Below are 15,132 nucleotides of genomic sequence, written 5' to 3' on the forward strand. Positions count from 1 at the left end.
TAAAATTAAGGGCAGCGGAGTTCATGACTTCGCTGCCCTTTTTGTTTTGAAATAGTGGATACTGTTTTGGTTATCGAATGGCTCTAGCATTGACTCGCTTAGTCACTAAACCGCTGAGCAATAAAATCGACAAACATGGTGAGTTTTTTGCTGTCGCGCAATTGTGGCGGATAAATCAGGTAGATGCCATTTGTCATCGTATGGTATTGGGTCAAGATAGCGACCAGCTCTCCGCTATCAATCTGTGGTTGCACTAAGTAAGACGGTAACTTAATGATGCCTTTTCCTCTTACTGCGGCATCACGCAGCAGTGCATTATCGCTCATCAATAGGTCGCCATCAGTCGCGATTTCATACTGATTGTTCTCATCACTGAACCGCCAATTTGTTAAATGTGGATCAGAAAGGCAGTTGTGGGCTCGCAAATCTTCTGGGTGAACTGGCGTTCCTGCTTGAGCTAAATAGCTAGGGGACGCACAGCAGATGTGATGATAGGTCATTATTTTTTTTGCCACCATCGTCTCTGGTGGGGTATTGGTTGCCCGAATGGCCAAATCAAAATTGGATGTTGCCAAGTCTTCACGGGTGTAACCAATATCTAAGTCAAAACGAATATTGGGATGAATGGCTTGAAACTGGGTACAAAGGTCGAGCAAGTAGCGATGGCTAAAAATGGTAGGTGCCGTAATTCTTAATGTACCACTGACTTCACTCTGAGTGTGAGAGAGAGCCTTTTCCATCTCCAGTAAATGGCCATTCACCTCAGTCATGCTCGCCAGAATTTTAGCGCCTGCCGAGGTCAGTCTGACACTTCGAGTAGAGCGTATAAGCAAGCTGGTTTGCAATTCTTGCTCAAGTTGGTGGATTTGCGATGAGAGGTAGCTACGTGATATCCCTAAACTCTCCGCTGCCTTGGAAAAACTCAGTAGTTTTGCCACTTCTCCAAACAGCGCATAGCGTTCAAATCGTTTGTGTTTTTTGTACATAACCTGTCTCGCTGAACCAAGCACTTAAATATCTTCCGTATAGTGCCATATATCAGCCTTAGTTATAACAATTGTTCGATATAGCGAATTATTATTTCGTAAATTATCACTTAGATTTGTCCCATACGCTTTGTATAGTTCGCATTAATTCAGCAGCAAAAGACACTCAAGGCTGCACATCGATTTCGAATTAATGTACTAGGAGCATGAACCATGCAAGAACCACATTTTTTGTTTTCACCTATGATTCAGGGCTATTGGCGAATGGCAGAGTGGGGGATGTCGACACAGCAACAGCTGACATTTTTAAAGCAGCATATGGAATTGGGTATTACTACCGTCGACCATGCGCCAGTCTATGGCCCAGAGTCTGCGTGTGAGCGAATGTTCGGTGAGGTATTGGCGTCGGATAGCAGCTTGCGTGAACATATCCAGATTGTCTCTAAGTGCGGAATCTATCGTGGTGACGCGCCGCAAGTTAATCATTACAACAGCAGTAAGCAAGCCATTTTAAACTCGGTAGACGGATCACTGGCACGTCTAAAAACAGACTACTTAGACGTGTTGTTAATTCATAGACCAGACATTCTGATGAATGCAGATGGTGTTGCCGACGCGTTCCAGCAACTTAAACAGGCAGGAAAAGTGAACCACTTTGGCGTGTCTAACTTTACGCCTTCTCAATTTAGTCTGCTTCAATCACGCGTCCAATCAAGTATCGGTGAGCCACTCATTACCAATCAAGTGGAGATCAATCCTGTAAACATGGGTGTGACTGAAGATGGTACATTGGATCAACTACAGCAAGAGCGTGTGCGCCCTATGGCATGGTCCTGTTTAGCCGGTGGAGAATTGTTTTCAAATAGCAGCGAAAAACAGCAGCGATTGCAGAAAACGCTGTCGGAAGTCGCTGAGGAAATTGGGGCTTCATCGATTGATCAAGTAGCTTACGCTTGGGTGATGAACTTGCCTTCTCAACCGGTTCCAATTTTAGGTTCGGGTAATATTGATCGAACACGCACTGCCGTTGCAGCGATGGATTTGCAGATGACGAATGAGCAATGGTACCGCATCTGGACTGCATCTAAAGGTCACGGAGTGGCGTGATACAGGCTCGTATAATTGTTTAACATGTTTGTATGGGCTAACTGTTCAATAGAAAATGAACAGTTCCCAAGTGTTGAACATCTTAAAAAAAGCATGGTCTTTCATGGTCGACTCCTTAATTAGAGACTAATTAATCGTAAGTGAGTGAAGGTTTAACGAGGTGCATATGCACCTCGTTTTATTTTTCGTTAGTCTAAGCCTAGTGCAGCTTTTAGACCTTCGCCATAAGCTTCGTCTGCTTGGTAAGCATGAGCAACATGGCGACGTTGAATAAATTCAGGTACGCCATCCAGTGAGCGAGCCGTGTTCTCAAACAGTCTTTGACGCTCTTCATTGGACATTAAGCGGAACAAATCACCCGCTTGAGTAAAATAGTCGTCTTCTACTCGGTGGTCGTGATGATCCGCATCGCCTGAAATGCGCAGTGGTGGTTCGGAAAAGTCTGGCTGCTCTGCCCACTCTTGCTTGTAGTTTGGCTCGTAGCCGAGCGTTGAACCGTGGTTGCCGTCGGTGCGCATCGCGCCATCTCGGTGGTAACTGTGCACTGGGCAGCGAGGTGCGTTGACTGGGATCTGATGATGATTCACGCCTAATCGGTAACGCTGTGCATCGCCGTAGGCAAACAGGCGGCCTTGTAGCATTTTGTCTGGTGAGAATCCGATACCTGGAACAACGGCTGCGGGATTAAATGCCGATTGTTCTACCTCAGCGTAAAAGTTCTCTGGGTTACGGTTGAGTTCAAATTCCCCCACTTCAATCAGTGGATAATCCTTCTGCGACCATACACGCGTGAGATCGAATGGGTTGAAGTTCACTTCGTCCGCTTCCAACTCCGGCATGATTTGAACGTACATGGTCCATTTCGGGAAATCTTTCTCTTCAATGCTGTTGTACAGGTCAGCTTGGTGACTTTCACGGTCTTTACCAATGACGGCTTCGGCTTCTTGGTCAGTCAGGTTTTTGATGCCTTGCTGAGTTTTGAAATGGAACTTCACCCAGTAGCGTTCGTTATCGGCATTAATGAAACTAAAGGTGTGGCTGCCAAATCCGTGCATGTGACGGTAGGTGGCTGGAATGCCGCGATCACTCATGACAATGGTAACTTGGTGGAAAGCTTCCGGAAGTGATGTCCAAAAGTCCCAGTTATTGGTCGCGCTGCGCATGTTGGTTCTTGGGTCACGCTTAACGGCGTGGTTGAGATCTGGGAATTTGAGCGGATCACGGAGGAAAAAGACAGGCGTGTTGTTACCTACCAAATCCCAGTTACCTTCCTCAGTGTAAAACTTCAAAGCAAAGCCACGAATATCACGTTCAGCGTCTGCTGCGCCTCGCTCACCTGCAACCGTTGTGAAGCGCGCAAATAGGTCGGTCTTTTTGCCAATTTCAGAGAACAGTTTCGCTCGCGTGTATTTTGTAATGTCATGAGTCACGGTAAATGTGCCGTATGCGCCAGAACCTTTCGCATGCATACGACGCTCTGGGATCACTTCTCGATCAAAATGTGCCAACTTTTCCAAGAACCAAACGTCTTGTAGAAGTTGTGGGCCACGTGGACCCGCTGTCATAACATTCTGGTTATGTGCAACAGGGCAGCCAGCTGCAGTTGTGAGTTTTTTAGTCATCTTTTTTCTCTATGCAATTCAATAGGTTGCAATGGACAACTGAACAAAAGTACGGCGTGTTGCCATTGAATGACTAAACAATACGGCATTTATTTTGGTGAAGATAATGGATAGACCTTATCGATTCGATTGGTATTTCTGATTACATCTACGGAGTAGAAGGGTATGTGTAAAAACCATAGGTAAGCTGAATTGAGTTAACATCAACTGTAGCTATATGTGAAAGAATCAGTCACTAGACCAAAGAAATATGGCATCTAAACTTAGTGAATAATATAGATACTGTATGGGTGTTTATATGTTTCATCATTTTACTATTTATGACGCATGTTACAGGTGTAACTAACTGATATAGGGAAAGTTACTAAAGTACATTGAATGACATTTTACTCTTACGATTTTACTTTAGGTATTGTCAATGATTATGGTTTTGATGAGAAGTATTCATAACAAATAAGATATAGAAGCAGTTACCTGATAGATCTAAAATTAAATAGGCAACAAGTTAAATATAGAGTCTACACTTGTACCCTGTATATCAGTGTTTGCTTAATTTTTCTTGCTCTTAGAGAAAAGTTATTGCGCACACTGACTACAATTCATTTATAGCTACATACAAAGTGGGGTTAATGTGCGAACAACTATTGCTATTGCGCTTGTTCTGTCTGCTTTAATTATGGGTTGGTGGTCTTTTCAACAGAGGGAGCAGATGGTCATCAATAGTGGTGAGGCCGTTAAAATAGGCGTGTCGCTGACACCACTCAGTACCCCATTTTTTGTTGCGGAGCAGCAAGGCTTTTTTAGCAAGCAAGGGGTGATAGTCGAGCTTGTGCCATGCAAAGGAGGAGTACACTGCGCGAAGCTGTTACAAGAAGGTGTTGTCGACTATGCTACGGCGTCTGGTACCGTTGCACTTTTTAATAGCTACCATCACAACAATATCGCTTTACTCGCAAGTTTTGTCACTTCAAGTAATGATCTAAAATTGCTCTCGTTAGAGTCGACCAATATCACTGACATTGCGGATTTAGAAGGGAAGAAAGTGGGCATTGTTAAATCAAGCGCCAGTGAGTTCTACTTCGATCTCTTACTTATATCCAATGCGCTGCAAGATATGCATATAGAGCGAGTCTACTTAAAACCCGATGAAATGGTTCCTGCACTGCTCTCATATCAAGTAGAAAGCATTTCTATATGGGAGCCTTATGGTTACCGCGCCTCATTGGAGGCTACCACTCAAGTCATCGATATCGGAACGGAAGGGATCTACCAACTCTCTTTTAATTTATTGGCTAAAACGACGCGTGGAGAAACCTCTGATATTGATCAGTCTCTGTTGAGTGCATTGTTTAATGCGGTGGATTGGATTGGTAGTCACTCTATTCAGAGTATTGAGCTGATCAGTGAAGAGCTTCAGATAAAGCCCCAGCAGGTCAAATGGAGTTGGGATGACTATGTGTTCAACCTAGCCAACGATTATAGTTTGTTATCGAACTTACAGCTGCAAGCTCACTGGGCCTCGGAGAGAAATGTATTAGAGGGAGAGCCGTTAGATGTGAGGGCAATTATCGATAATCAACCTTTTGAAGAGCTCAAACTAAAGGCAGCAGCACGATGATGCGATCGATTAGCTTCAAAATGTATGTTTTATTTGTTGCTAGCTTAGTGATGAGTATTTCTACTGCTTGGTCCATCTATAACTTATATCAGCGCCAACAGCTGGCTAGCGAGCACCAACTCAGTTTGATTGAGCTTCAATCAGAGGTGAGTGCTTTGCAGGCGCAAATGTGGATCTATTTGGAGTATGTGGACACTAAAAGTTTCAATAGCCTTATCCAGCAACAGCAACGGCTCTCAATAAAATTGGCTGTTTCGGAGTATTCGCCTAAAAAAATAGACAGGGTTCGACAGGTGAATAATCAGTTGGCAGAACTGATAACAAAGGACAAGCAATTCCAATTGACTCTTAAACGTATTGATATCGAGGGTGAGTTGGTCGAACAGCGCCGCTCACTGCTGAATAATCGGTACAACTTGCTCATCCAAAACATGTTTGATTATTTGGCTAAGCAGCATCAAGTTGAGCTATCAGCAGCAAAGAAGCAAATGGAAAGTACCATGGTGGAAATGGGTATTTTGTTGGTACTTTTCTCCGTGTCGATGACTGCTACAGCCTTTCTGTTACTGCGTAGGTTTAGAGTCGGCTCTCAAACAATGGCCTTGGCGATTGAAAGCATCAAAGGCCGCCATTTTACGTATCGAGTGCAGTGCGACAATTTAGACACAGAGTTTAGCGAACTGGGTCAAACCTTTAACGCAATGAACGAAGAACTAGAGCAAAATCTGTTCACCAAATCTCAGCTGGAAAATGAAGTCGCCAAGCAAACACGTATACTTGAACAGCAGAAAGTGGCGCTAGAGTATCTTTCCGAACGTGATCCACTCACCTCGTTACTCAACAGGCGCTCATTAGAGGCGCACTTAAAATCGGCGGTTGCACGATCAGGTCGCACCAATCGCATCATGGCGGTTTTGTTTCTCGACTTAGATAAGTTTAAAGCGATTAATGATACCTATGGTCATGATGTCGGTGACCACGTTCTTAAAGTTGTCGCACAGCGCTTAAAGGACAATACTCGAGAAACGGACCTGGTGAGCCGTTTTGGGGGAGATGAATTTATTGTCTGCCTCGACCTTCTTAGTGACATGGAAAGTGTGGCAGCAAAAACCGAGCAGCTTCTCGAAGAAGTAACACAGCCCATTGTTATCAAAGGCCTCATATGTGATGTCGGTGTGAGTATTGGCGTCTCAATCTACCCTCATTTCGCGAAAAATCATACAGATCTGCTTAAGTTTGCCGACCAAGCTATGTACGTAGCCAAAGCGCGAGAGGGCAGTAATTATATGGTCTCGCAAGAAAACCAAGCAGCTTCGCTTCACGTTGTGCCAAAGTCTAATCAAAATGCTCACTGATATATGGCTTGATAAGTCTGGTGAGTGAGAACAATTACAATGGATAACCAATAAATACGGATTAATTCGCCTTTGTAGGATTGAGTCCATCTAAGGTGATTTAAGCTATTTTCTGTTTCGGTTTACTTTGCTCGTGTTTTCAATAACACAGAGCAAAACGGATGAGAGTTTGGGGCGGGTTACAATTAGTACTGTGGGTGCTTTTGGTATTCTGTATACCCGTGCAAGCAGCCAACTTTAAGGTAGAAGGCATTTCAGGTGATCTAAAGAAAAATCTAGAGCTGTATCTGAGTGTCTATGGTACTAGCTCGGCTGCATCGATCCGTCCGCATCAAATTCAAACCGCGTTAGATGGCGCACTTAATCCATACGGCTATTATCAGGCCACCGCCCAAGTTGACAGGGTTGATGATCACACTTTAACCCTTCAGGTCCAACAAGGTGAGCCAGTAATTATTCAATATTCCGTCATTTCCATATCTGGCGCTGCTAAAACCGATGCTGATTTTGTAGAGCTACTGCAAAATAGCACAATCGAGGTAGGCGAGATCCTCAATCATGATTCATACGACCAACTTAAGTCTCAATTGACCTCTTTGGCATTGAAGAAAGGGTATTTTGATTTTCGTTTTGATTCGTCAATGTTGGAAGTGATCCCAAATCGACATCAAGCAAACATTCACATAGCGTTTAATAGTGGCCAGCGTTACCGATTTGGTGATATCACGATTGTTCAGAGCCAAATAGGTGAGGAACGAGTACTCAATCTGGCACCTTTTCAGGCAGGAGAGTATTTCAACCAAGATAAGCTCGCCGAATATCAAATGAGGCTATTTGATACACAGTGGTTTAGCAATGTAACGGCCATAGCGAACTGGCAGCAAGCGAATAGCCGTCATGAGGCTCCGATTGAAGTTAACGTTACAGCCGCCTCTAAAAACATCGTTCAGGTGGGGGAGGCTACACGTCAAATTACGGTGTACGAGGGACCTTGAGGTGGAGGCAGCCTTGGTATAATAAAAAGGGGCATAGTTTTCAGACTGAACTTAACCTCTCAGCGCCAGAGCAAGCCCTGAGCTTGGGCTACCGAATTCCGACCATCGACGCTTCAAACGACTATTACGCGATTAATTTTGATCTGGCAAAGGTTGATTACCTAGATACGGATAGCTTTAGCAGTACTCTGAGCTTTGAAAAAACTTGGCGGTTTGATCTAAATTGGGAAGGGCGGCTTTTCTTGTCTTATCTTCACGAACGCTACGTGCAAGCGAGCGAAGAGAATGAAACTCAACTGACGCTGCCGGGGTTTGAAGCCATTTATCTGTCAGATAGTGCTCAAGACGCATCCATCAGCCATGGCCATCGCCTCTCTTTGGAGTACTCAGACCCCAACCTATTGTCCGATACGCGACTGCTTCGTTTGACCGGTGATACCCACTTTAAATGGGCGATATCGAGTAAGCAGAACATACAAATTTCAGGGCGGTGGGGCGCTAACATGGCGAGTGATATTCATCGCGTTCCTTCTTCTCTGCGTTTCTTTGCTGGTGGCACGAACAGTCTTCGTGGTTACAAATTTGATTCTATTTCGCCGACTGACTCAAACGGAGAGCTTACCGGTGGATTGAATCTGGCGACGGTAGCCGTCGATTATCAACGCCAACTTTTCTCTTCGCTTTGGGGCGGTGTGTTTTTTGATATGGGTGATTCGTTTAATGATAAACCAGACTGGAAACGGGGTACTGGGCTGAGTTTGGAGTGGCAAACTAAATACCTACCTATTAAGTTAGATGTAGCAAAAGGGCTAGATTCCGAAGAGGACGAACTGCGTCTGCACCTCTCTTTTGGGGTTCAGTTTTAAAGTTTGTTTGAATTTTTGAACAAGTTTAGGTTTTGAAAGTGCCACTCAAATAACTGAATTAATTGACTATATTGCTATTTTAAAACGTGATGCATCGTCAGTTGAATATCTATGTTTACACTGTAAATGGAGAGAGTTCTTAAAATTTGGGATTAGTGTCTATACTTTATTCTATGTGTTGCATTTGTTTCAGTAAAAATGCAGCTAGGGGACACATAGGTTAGGTGGCAGGTATGACGGAACGAACCAAATTATTGGTTATTGAAGAAGATAATCAATCAAGCCGCGACATTGCGAATAAACTGACTCAAAACTACAATGTAAAAGTCGCTTCTTCTCTAATTTCAGCCCTCGATCTTGCTGAGACATTTAATCCCCAAATCGTGCTCCTTGGCAGGCGGTTGGGAGGTAAACGCACGATAGATTTGTTTGATCGTCGCAAGTCGGCCTCTAAGCTTGAAGGTAGCGCGATTGTCTATTTAACCGAAGAGGACTCGCTAGAGGAGCGCCTCAATGTTTATCAAGCGGGTGCAATTGATGTGATTGATCGCTTTTGCGCCAAAGAAGAGATGATCGCGAAGCTTGAAGTGATTGAGCAGTTTCTGACCGATAAGCAACGTATCCAAGAAGAGTGCACCGAGGCCAAAGAAACATCACGTCATTTCATGCAAGAAGCCACTATGTACGGAACGGTTCTACATTTTTTCCGTGGCCTGTCGACTTGCCAGTTTATCGAGCAGTTAAGTTACTTTGTGTTCCAAGCGATGAATACTTACAACCTCCATGCATCTATGGTGATTCGGGACAAAAGTGATCTGTACTTTGACAGTATTGACGGTAGTGTTAGCCCTATTGAACGTAACTTGTACGATCTTCTGCACACCAAGGGGCGTATTTTCCAGTTTGGAAATCGAATGATTTTGAATGAGAAGAATACGGCGATTCTAATCAAGAATCTTCCTGATGATGACGTTAAGGTTGGTATTCTTAAAGATGTGTTGGCGGTGATGATCGAAGGGTTGGAATCCAAATACCTCGACATCAGGCGTCACAATATGCTGATTGAGGTGCTAGAAGAGATCAGTGAGACTATGCAGAATGTGTCGGCCAAAGTGGAAGGCTTTGATGCAGTATTCTCCGAGAACTACAATCATTCTGTTCATAAGCTAAATTCAAGTTATCATGTACTTGGGTTGGCTTATGATCAAGAAGAAGAGCTATCTGATTTGTTCGAAACTGGCTTGAAATCTATGATGTTTGCTAAAGATGATCTTGCAGACGTGCATCAGGAAATGCAGTTCATTGCTCATAAGATTGAGCAGATGGAACTCTCTGAACAAGACTTAAAAGAACCACCGAAAGAGATGCATGGTGATGATGACGTGGAGTTGTTTTAACCAGAAAATAAAAATAGGGGCAAAGCCTGATTAAAACTAAGCACAGTCAAGTGCAATGCCCCTGCAGTAGATTCGGTTTTAGCTCGTTGACAACGAACTTAAGTGGTTAACCAAGTAGCTCCGTTAGCTCTTCAATGGCTGGTAGAGCCGTCATTGCGCCTTTTTGCGTGGTCGCCAGTGCGCCGCAACCATTACCCCAACGAATTGCTGCTTCGATAGCTTCCCATGTTTTCTGAAGGCAGCTTACTGCCAGCAGGGTAGGTGCCTTTGTCTATCTCGTGTTTAATCTTTTCTGCTACCTGAATGTACAAAGGTTGCAGATTTTTTGAGGCAAATAATTCAGTCATGGTGTTTGGTAGCAATGGCTCCGTGCAGATAAAGGCTTGCAAAAGCAAGGGATAGATTTTTATCTTACTGAAGCTGAATGGATTTACCAAGTTCTCGCGAACAAAGTTGTATTGGTCTACATTTCTCGATCAAGCTGCGCCAAAAACGTTTTCATGAATTTAATGCGACTTTCGGCTTCTTTTTTGGCCGAATTGGTATGCATGAGTTCCGGCAACTTAAACAGCTTGGTCTCAAAGTGATCAAGCGTAAAAGCCTTGTCATCCAGTTCTCGCTGCTCAGCAAAAGGGTCGTGTGCATGGTACAAGCTTGATCCAAATCCTGTACTTACCTGAATGCATCGTGCAATGCCAATGGCGCCAATGGCATCAAGTCGATCGGCATCTTGTACCACTTTTGCTTCGATGGTGGCCGGTGAGATGTTCGCGCTAAAGCTGTGAGTGAGAATGGCATGCTTGATGTCTTCTAAATATTGAGGCGGATAGCCAATCGAGAGTAGGAAAGCTTGCGCTTTTTCAGCGGCAACAGCAGAGCTAGTTTTACGCTCGGGATGGTTTTTAGGGAAAGTGAAACAGTCGTGCAAATAAGCTGCTGGTAACACCACTTCTAACTTTGCACCTTCTTGTTTGCAAAGCGCTTTGGCGGTTTTGACTACTCGATAGACATGGCTCATATCGTGCGCGGGATCTTGAACCATTTCGGCTTGCATGTAGTGTTCGAATTGTTGTTCGAAGTGTTTGAGCTGTTCGGTGTTCACTGCTGCTCCATTGGGTGAGTCTTTGAATTGATGACGGAACGTATTGCTGGCAGTAGGTCGGACGCCAGCAGACCGATTTTCCCAGCACGTTTGGCCTCAATATCCGCCGCCATACTGTGTATGAGTGTTCCCAGCGTTGCTGCGCGCATGGGAGGGTATCCTTGCCCGAGCAAGGCTGCAATGGTTCCTGCAAGAACATCGCCCATTCCCCCGGTTGCCATACCAGCATTACCTGCATGACAAACGACCGTTGTGTCACCATCGCAGATTAAGGTGCCAGCGCCTTTAAGGACAGTAATGCACTGATATTTTTCACTCAAGGACAAAGCTGCTTGATAGCGATCGGTTTCAACATCGCTAATCTGACAACCCAATAACATTGCAGCTTCGCCAGGGTGAGGGGTGATCACTAAATTTTGCCAAGGAGAATCAGAGTCAAACTGCTGAGAAAGCCAATATAAGCCATCAGCGTCAATCACTTTGGGGATATTGCGGTTGCTCGCGACCTTTTGAGCAACAGTATTGAAGATATCCTCACTCCAAGCATTTCGACCTAATCCCATCCCTAAACAGACGACAGAGCACCAGTCTAATCGCTCTGGCAGTTTATCTTGATTGGCAATCATGGCTTCTGGCAGCATTGAGCGAATCGGATGGCCGCTGGTATCGTGGCATATGAGTGCAGCAAGGCCAACTCCTGCTCGTAGTGACGCTGCCGTTGCAAGGTAAGCGGCGCCACTCATCCCCTCACCGCCGCCAGCAATGAGCAAGCGACCATGATTGCCTTTGTGTGAATCGGCTTCTCTTTGCGAGATGGCATTCAGCCAACTTGGATTGGTGAGCAGTGCGGCGGGTGGATTTTGATTAACAAACTCATCCTCTACCCCGAGTCCGGCGAACAAAATTTCCCCCGTTACGCGCCGAGCTTGCCCGGTGACTAAGCCTTGTTTTACGGCAATGAAAGTCACCGTGATGTTAGCTTTAATCGCGCTACCCAATATTCGGCCAGTATTGGTATCCAATCCTGAGGGGGTATCGATGGCGATAACTGGACGTTTGCTAGCGTTTAAGGTGTTAATCAAAGCTTGCGCTTGAGGGCGAACATGGCCTTTGATGCCAGTGCCAAGAATGCCGTCGACGATCAGGTCGACGTCTTGCGCCACCTGTTCATTGGGTGGAAGAATCTTCCCGCCGCCATCTAAGAAAAGCTGCTGAGCTCGCAGCGCATCACCAGACAGTGATTGAGGATCGCCCATTTGCCATAGGGTAACTTTGTAGCCAGCTTGGCGAGCCAGCCGAGCAATGATATACCCATCCCCGCCATTGTTGCCTTTTCCTGCCACGACCAAGATGTGGTGACAATATTGATAAAGCTCTTGAATCACCGAAAATACCGATTGTCCAGCTCGTTGCATCAGTTCGAACATGGGAATGTTTCGAGCTTGTGCTGCCTCTTCTTCACCTTCTCGAACCGTTGAAGACAAATAGAGTTGCACTGGCAATGGTTGGATTTCAGACATGACAACACCTCAGTTGGGATATGCACTTCATACTAGCAGAGGTGTAAAAACTTACTGTTGATTCAACCGAAAACGGGATCAAGGTGGAAGAACGCTTGTCGGTTCTATTTACTCATATGCCGTGTCGATGGCGGTGGAGTGAAATAAGGACTATTCCACTTTCACCAGCTATTACTATTAGTTAGTCGGAGGTTCTAGCTTGAGCTCATCTAGCCAAGTTAGAATAGTGGGCAAAAACGACTCGGCAAACGCTTCTTGTTCAAGCCACATGAGCTTCAACCATTGCAATGCACCAAAGCTTTGGTGATCAAATTTGTCTGCTTTTAACATGGCATGACTGGCATTTGCGATGAGCATTGGGGTCACAAAGTGATTCTCGTTGTTTTGCCAGTATTCAAACTCTTTTTTAGCATCAACATTTAAATCCTTTTCACCCCACAGGTATAAACTCGGCACGCGAACGCTCAGATAATCTTGTTTGGCGTCTGATTTGAAATTGTTGAGAACAAATTCAAAGCGATCTTGGTCCATTGCCTCTTCTCCGGCAAAGTTTGAATACTCTGCATAGGATGGGGATTGTTTGAGAAACGTAATTTCCTTTTTATATTGAGTCAGTGCTTGTTGGATTTGCTGAGAGTTTCCGCCCTCGAGTTGTCGATTTACGGCGGTGTAATACTCACCTTGCTCAATCCAATTTGTGGCAAACCCTACGCCGATGACAAATCCCACTTTTGCGTTTTGCTTTGATAATGCTGGTAACACCCAGCCTGCTTGACTAAAACCCATTAGTCCTGTGTTGCTGTCGGTAAAGTGATACTGCTGTTGAACAAACTCGACTGCCGCTAACACTTCAGATTGCCTTTCTGTCATTGTTTGATTAAGCCAATTCCCGGTAGAATTGCCAACACCTGGTTTGTCCCAACTAAATATGGCATAGCCATTTGCTCTTAATGGTTCCCAAATTAGGTTGTAGTAACCGTCTGCATCGTATGACATTGCCCCATCGCCATGAACGAAAATGAGCACTGCTTTAGTAGGCTTGTCATTGGTGTTTTCGAGGTAATGACCGGATAGGTTGGCATTATTGTGCGCAAACATGACTTCGGCTGAGTAACTGTAGCTGAGAGAAGATAGGGTAAAAAGTACGACTGCTATGAACCTGTTCACTTGCGCTCCTTGAAGTAAGGCCCTACATAAGCTCATCTTGAGCGAATACCGAGTAAAGTTCGAGCTAGTTATAAGCATCGGTGGAGAATAGAGTTTTTATTTGCTTAGAACTGTACCAAGAGTCATGTTTTCTTTTTGCGAATTCGCTAAGTTTAGATGTTCCTTTGTCATGAGTTGAATAAAAATGGCCTAGCAAAAGAAGCTAGGCCATTTTCATGTATTCTTTTAAAACTGTTTAAAAAAACGCCGACAGGAGCAAAGATTATTCTTCAAAGCCGTTATCGTTCTTGTCACCGTCAAAAGACACCAATCGGATTTCCAATTGTGCCCCGAAGTAACTCAAGGCCAGTTGGGGATCTTGGGCATTTGAAGCTTTCTTTCCCAATATCTCTAGCAAATCTGCCATAAAGTTTTTTACAGGCTGTTCTGCTTCTGCTAACTGTTGCTGTAACGTGTTGTTATTCATTTTTACCTAGCCATTTAAGTGCATATCCATCATCTATAAACCTCTCATTTACATAAAAAGAGGATAAAAAATGGAAATCATCAAAACTGTCCTAAACGGCAATCACTACCGCTACTCACACCTAAACTGCGATAACTCCGACCAAACCATTATTTTTTTGCTCGGGGCGTTGCAAGATATCGAAAGCGTACAATCTTTCTCAAGTCATTTTGCAACCAAGATGAACTGCATCACCATAGAAATTCCGGGTACGGGGCATACAGAAAATCTCGAATCGACCATTAGCATTCGTGATCAAGCGACAATGCTGCGCGATTTTATTGGTTACTTAGGTATTTCTTCCGCTCACGTTATCGGATTTTCGTACGCCACTGCGGTTGCTGTTGAATTGTGTAGCCTTTGGCCAAACGTTCAATCTATGTCTATTTGCGGTGGCGTGCCGGGTATTCCGTCTTCTGGTCGTTTAGCGACGAAAAAGATGATCGCAGCGGCCATGAACAGTCCAAGTAGTTTTGCGGCGTCATTTACTGAATCGTTGACGGTCAACAACGCTGATATTCCGAAGAACAAAGCCATCATTCGAGCTACCGAGCGCAATATTAAAGCCATGCCTCAAGAGCGTATTGATGTGTTTTTCGAGAATTCTGTGCGCCTTCTCGTTCACACTCCAAGTAACATTGAGCAAATCACTGTACCTTGCACTATCTGTGTGGGGGAGTTCGATCCCTATGTCACAAAAGAGACGGCTGAAAAATTCGCCAAGACGTTAAACAACAGTCATTTGGTCGTCATAAAAAACGCCGACCATCTGGTTCATTTACAGCACCCTGATAAAGTGGCTCGTGCAATGCTCGCTCAAGTTGAAGCTCAACTTGTCTTGCACAATCAATTAGCAGAAATTGCCTAAATAACTGACTTATATTGTTGTTTT

14 protein-coding genes and 1 pseudogene are annotated in these 15,132 nt (G+C 44.5%); 7 read left to right on the forward strand and 8 right to left on the reverse strand.

The features are described from left to right. Positions 1–98 precede the first annotated feature (98 nt). Positions 99–986 carry a LysR family transcriptional regulator gene (locus tag UA76_RS07220; RefSeq protein ID WP_047044413.1) on the reverse strand — a complete coding sequence of 296 codons (888 nt, stop codon included), beginning with the start codon at positions 984–986 and terminating at the stop codon, positions 99–101. 213 nt (positions 987–1,199) lie between these two features. On the opposite strand from UA76_RS07220, the gene UA76_RS07225 reads away from it, so the two are divergent. Further along, on the forward strand, positions 1,200–2,093 hold the full coding sequence (locus UA76_RS07225; protein WP_047044415.1) for an aldo/keto reductase: 894 nt from the start codon (positions 1,200–1,202) through the stop codon (positions 2,091–2,093). A gap of 188 nt (positions 2,094–2,281) precedes the next feature. On the opposite strand, the gene katE2 is transcribed toward UA76_RS07225, so the two are convergent. After that, a complete protein-coding gene (katE2, locus tag UA76_RS07230) occupies positions 2,282–3,715 on the reverse strand; it encodes a catalase KatE2 (protein WP_047044417.1) in 1,434 nt (477 codons plus the stop codon). A 631-nt stretch (positions 3,716–4,346) separates the two neighbouring features. Between katE2 and UA76_RS07235 the strand changes: the two genes are divergently transcribed. The 5 genes from UA76_RS07235 (at position 4,347) to UA76_RS07250 (ending at position 9,946) form a co-directional block, all read left to right on the forward strand. Beyond that, complete coding sequence (locus UA76_RS07235; protein ID WP_238322206.1) at positions 4,347–5,333, forward strand: ABC transporter substrate-binding protein; 987 nt, start codon at positions 4,347–4,349, stop codon at positions 5,331–5,333. Further along, positions 5,330–6,688, forward strand: a complete 1,359-nt coding sequence (locus UA76_RS07240; protein ID WP_047044420.1) for a GGDEF domain-containing protein — start codon at positions 5,330–5,332, stop codon at positions 6,686–6,688. The genes UA76_RS07235 and UA76_RS07240 overlap by 4 nt, the downstream gene beginning before the upstream one ends. A 161-nt stretch (positions 6,689–6,849) precedes the next feature. Continuing rightward, complete coding sequence (locus UA76_RS23415) at positions 6,850–7,683, forward strand: autotransporter assembly complex protein TamA (RefSeq protein WP_052771978.1); 834 nt, start codon at positions 6,850–6,852, stop codon at positions 7,681–7,683. After that, positions 7,680–8,549 carry an autotransporter assembly complex protein TamA gene (locus UA76_RS23420; protein ID WP_052771979.1) on the forward strand — a complete coding sequence of 290 codons (870 nt, stop codon included), beginning with the start codon at positions 7,680–7,682 and terminating at the stop codon, positions 8,547–8,549. Before UA76_RS23415 ends, UA76_RS23420 begins: the two co-directional genes overlap by 4 nt. Before the next feature lie 233 nt (positions 8,550–8,782). Then, complete coding sequence (locus UA76_RS07250; RefSeq protein ID WP_047044423.1) at positions 8,783–9,946, forward strand: response regulator; 1,164 nt, start codon at positions 8,783–8,785, stop codon at positions 9,944–9,946. A 106-nt stretch (positions 9,947–10,052) separates the two neighbouring features. Here the strand turns inward: UA76_RS07250 and UA76_RS24500 are convergent. From UA76_RS24500 to UA76_RS07270, 6 genes and pseudogenes are all read right to left on the reverse strand, one after another. Further along, positions 10,053–10,178 (reverse strand): annotated as a pseudogene (locus tag UA76_RS24500) (aminoimidazole riboside kinase); the annotation flags it as partial. Further along, positions 10,138–10,293 (reverse strand): GntR family transcriptional regulator, encoded by a 156-nt coding sequence (locus tag UA76_RS23635; protein WP_238322207.1) that lies wholly within the window; start codon positions 10,291–10,293, stop codon positions 10,138–10,140. The gene UA76_RS23635 and the pseudogene UA76_RS24500, both read right to left, overlap by 41 nt. Before the next feature lie 116 nt (positions 10,294–10,409). Beyond that, positions 10,410–11,000 carry an HD domain-containing protein gene (locus tag UA76_RS07255; RefSeq protein ID WP_047044454.1) on the reverse strand — a complete coding sequence of 197 codons (591 nt, stop codon included), beginning with the start codon at positions 10,998–11,000 and terminating at the stop codon, positions 10,410–10,412. 44 nt (positions 11,001–11,044) lie between these two features. Next, positions 11,045–12,568, reverse strand: a complete 1,524-nt coding sequence (locus UA76_RS07260; RefSeq protein WP_047044426.1) for an NAD(P)H-hydrate dehydratase — start codon at positions 12,566–12,568, stop codon at positions 11,045–11,047. Between the two features lie 177 nt (positions 12,569–12,745). Then, on the reverse strand, positions 12,746–13,735 hold the full coding sequence (locus tag UA76_RS07265) for an alpha/beta hydrolase family protein (RefSeq protein ID WP_047044430.1): 990 nt from the start codon (positions 13,733–13,735) through the stop codon (positions 12,746–12,748). Between the two features lie 262 nt (positions 13,736–13,997). Then, on the reverse strand, positions 13,998–14,201 hold the full coding sequence (locus UA76_RS07270; RefSeq protein WP_047044433.1) for a hypothetical protein: 204 nt from the start codon (positions 14,199–14,201) through the stop codon (positions 13,998–14,000). Positions 14,202–14,271: 70 nt separating this feature from the next. Here UA76_RS07270 and UA76_RS07275 point away from each other — a divergent pair, with 70 nt between their 5' ends. Continuing rightward, a complete protein-coding gene (locus UA76_RS07275; protein ID WP_047044435.1) occupies positions 14,272–15,108 on the forward strand; it encodes an alpha/beta fold hydrolase in 837 nt (278 codons plus the stop codon). Positions 15,109–15,132 lie beyond the last annotated feature (24 nt).

The organism is Vibrio mexicanus, from assembly GCF_001012815.1.
GTDB lineage: Bacteria > Pseudomonadota > Gammaproteobacteria > Enterobacterales > Vibrionaceae > Vibrio > Vibrio mexicanus.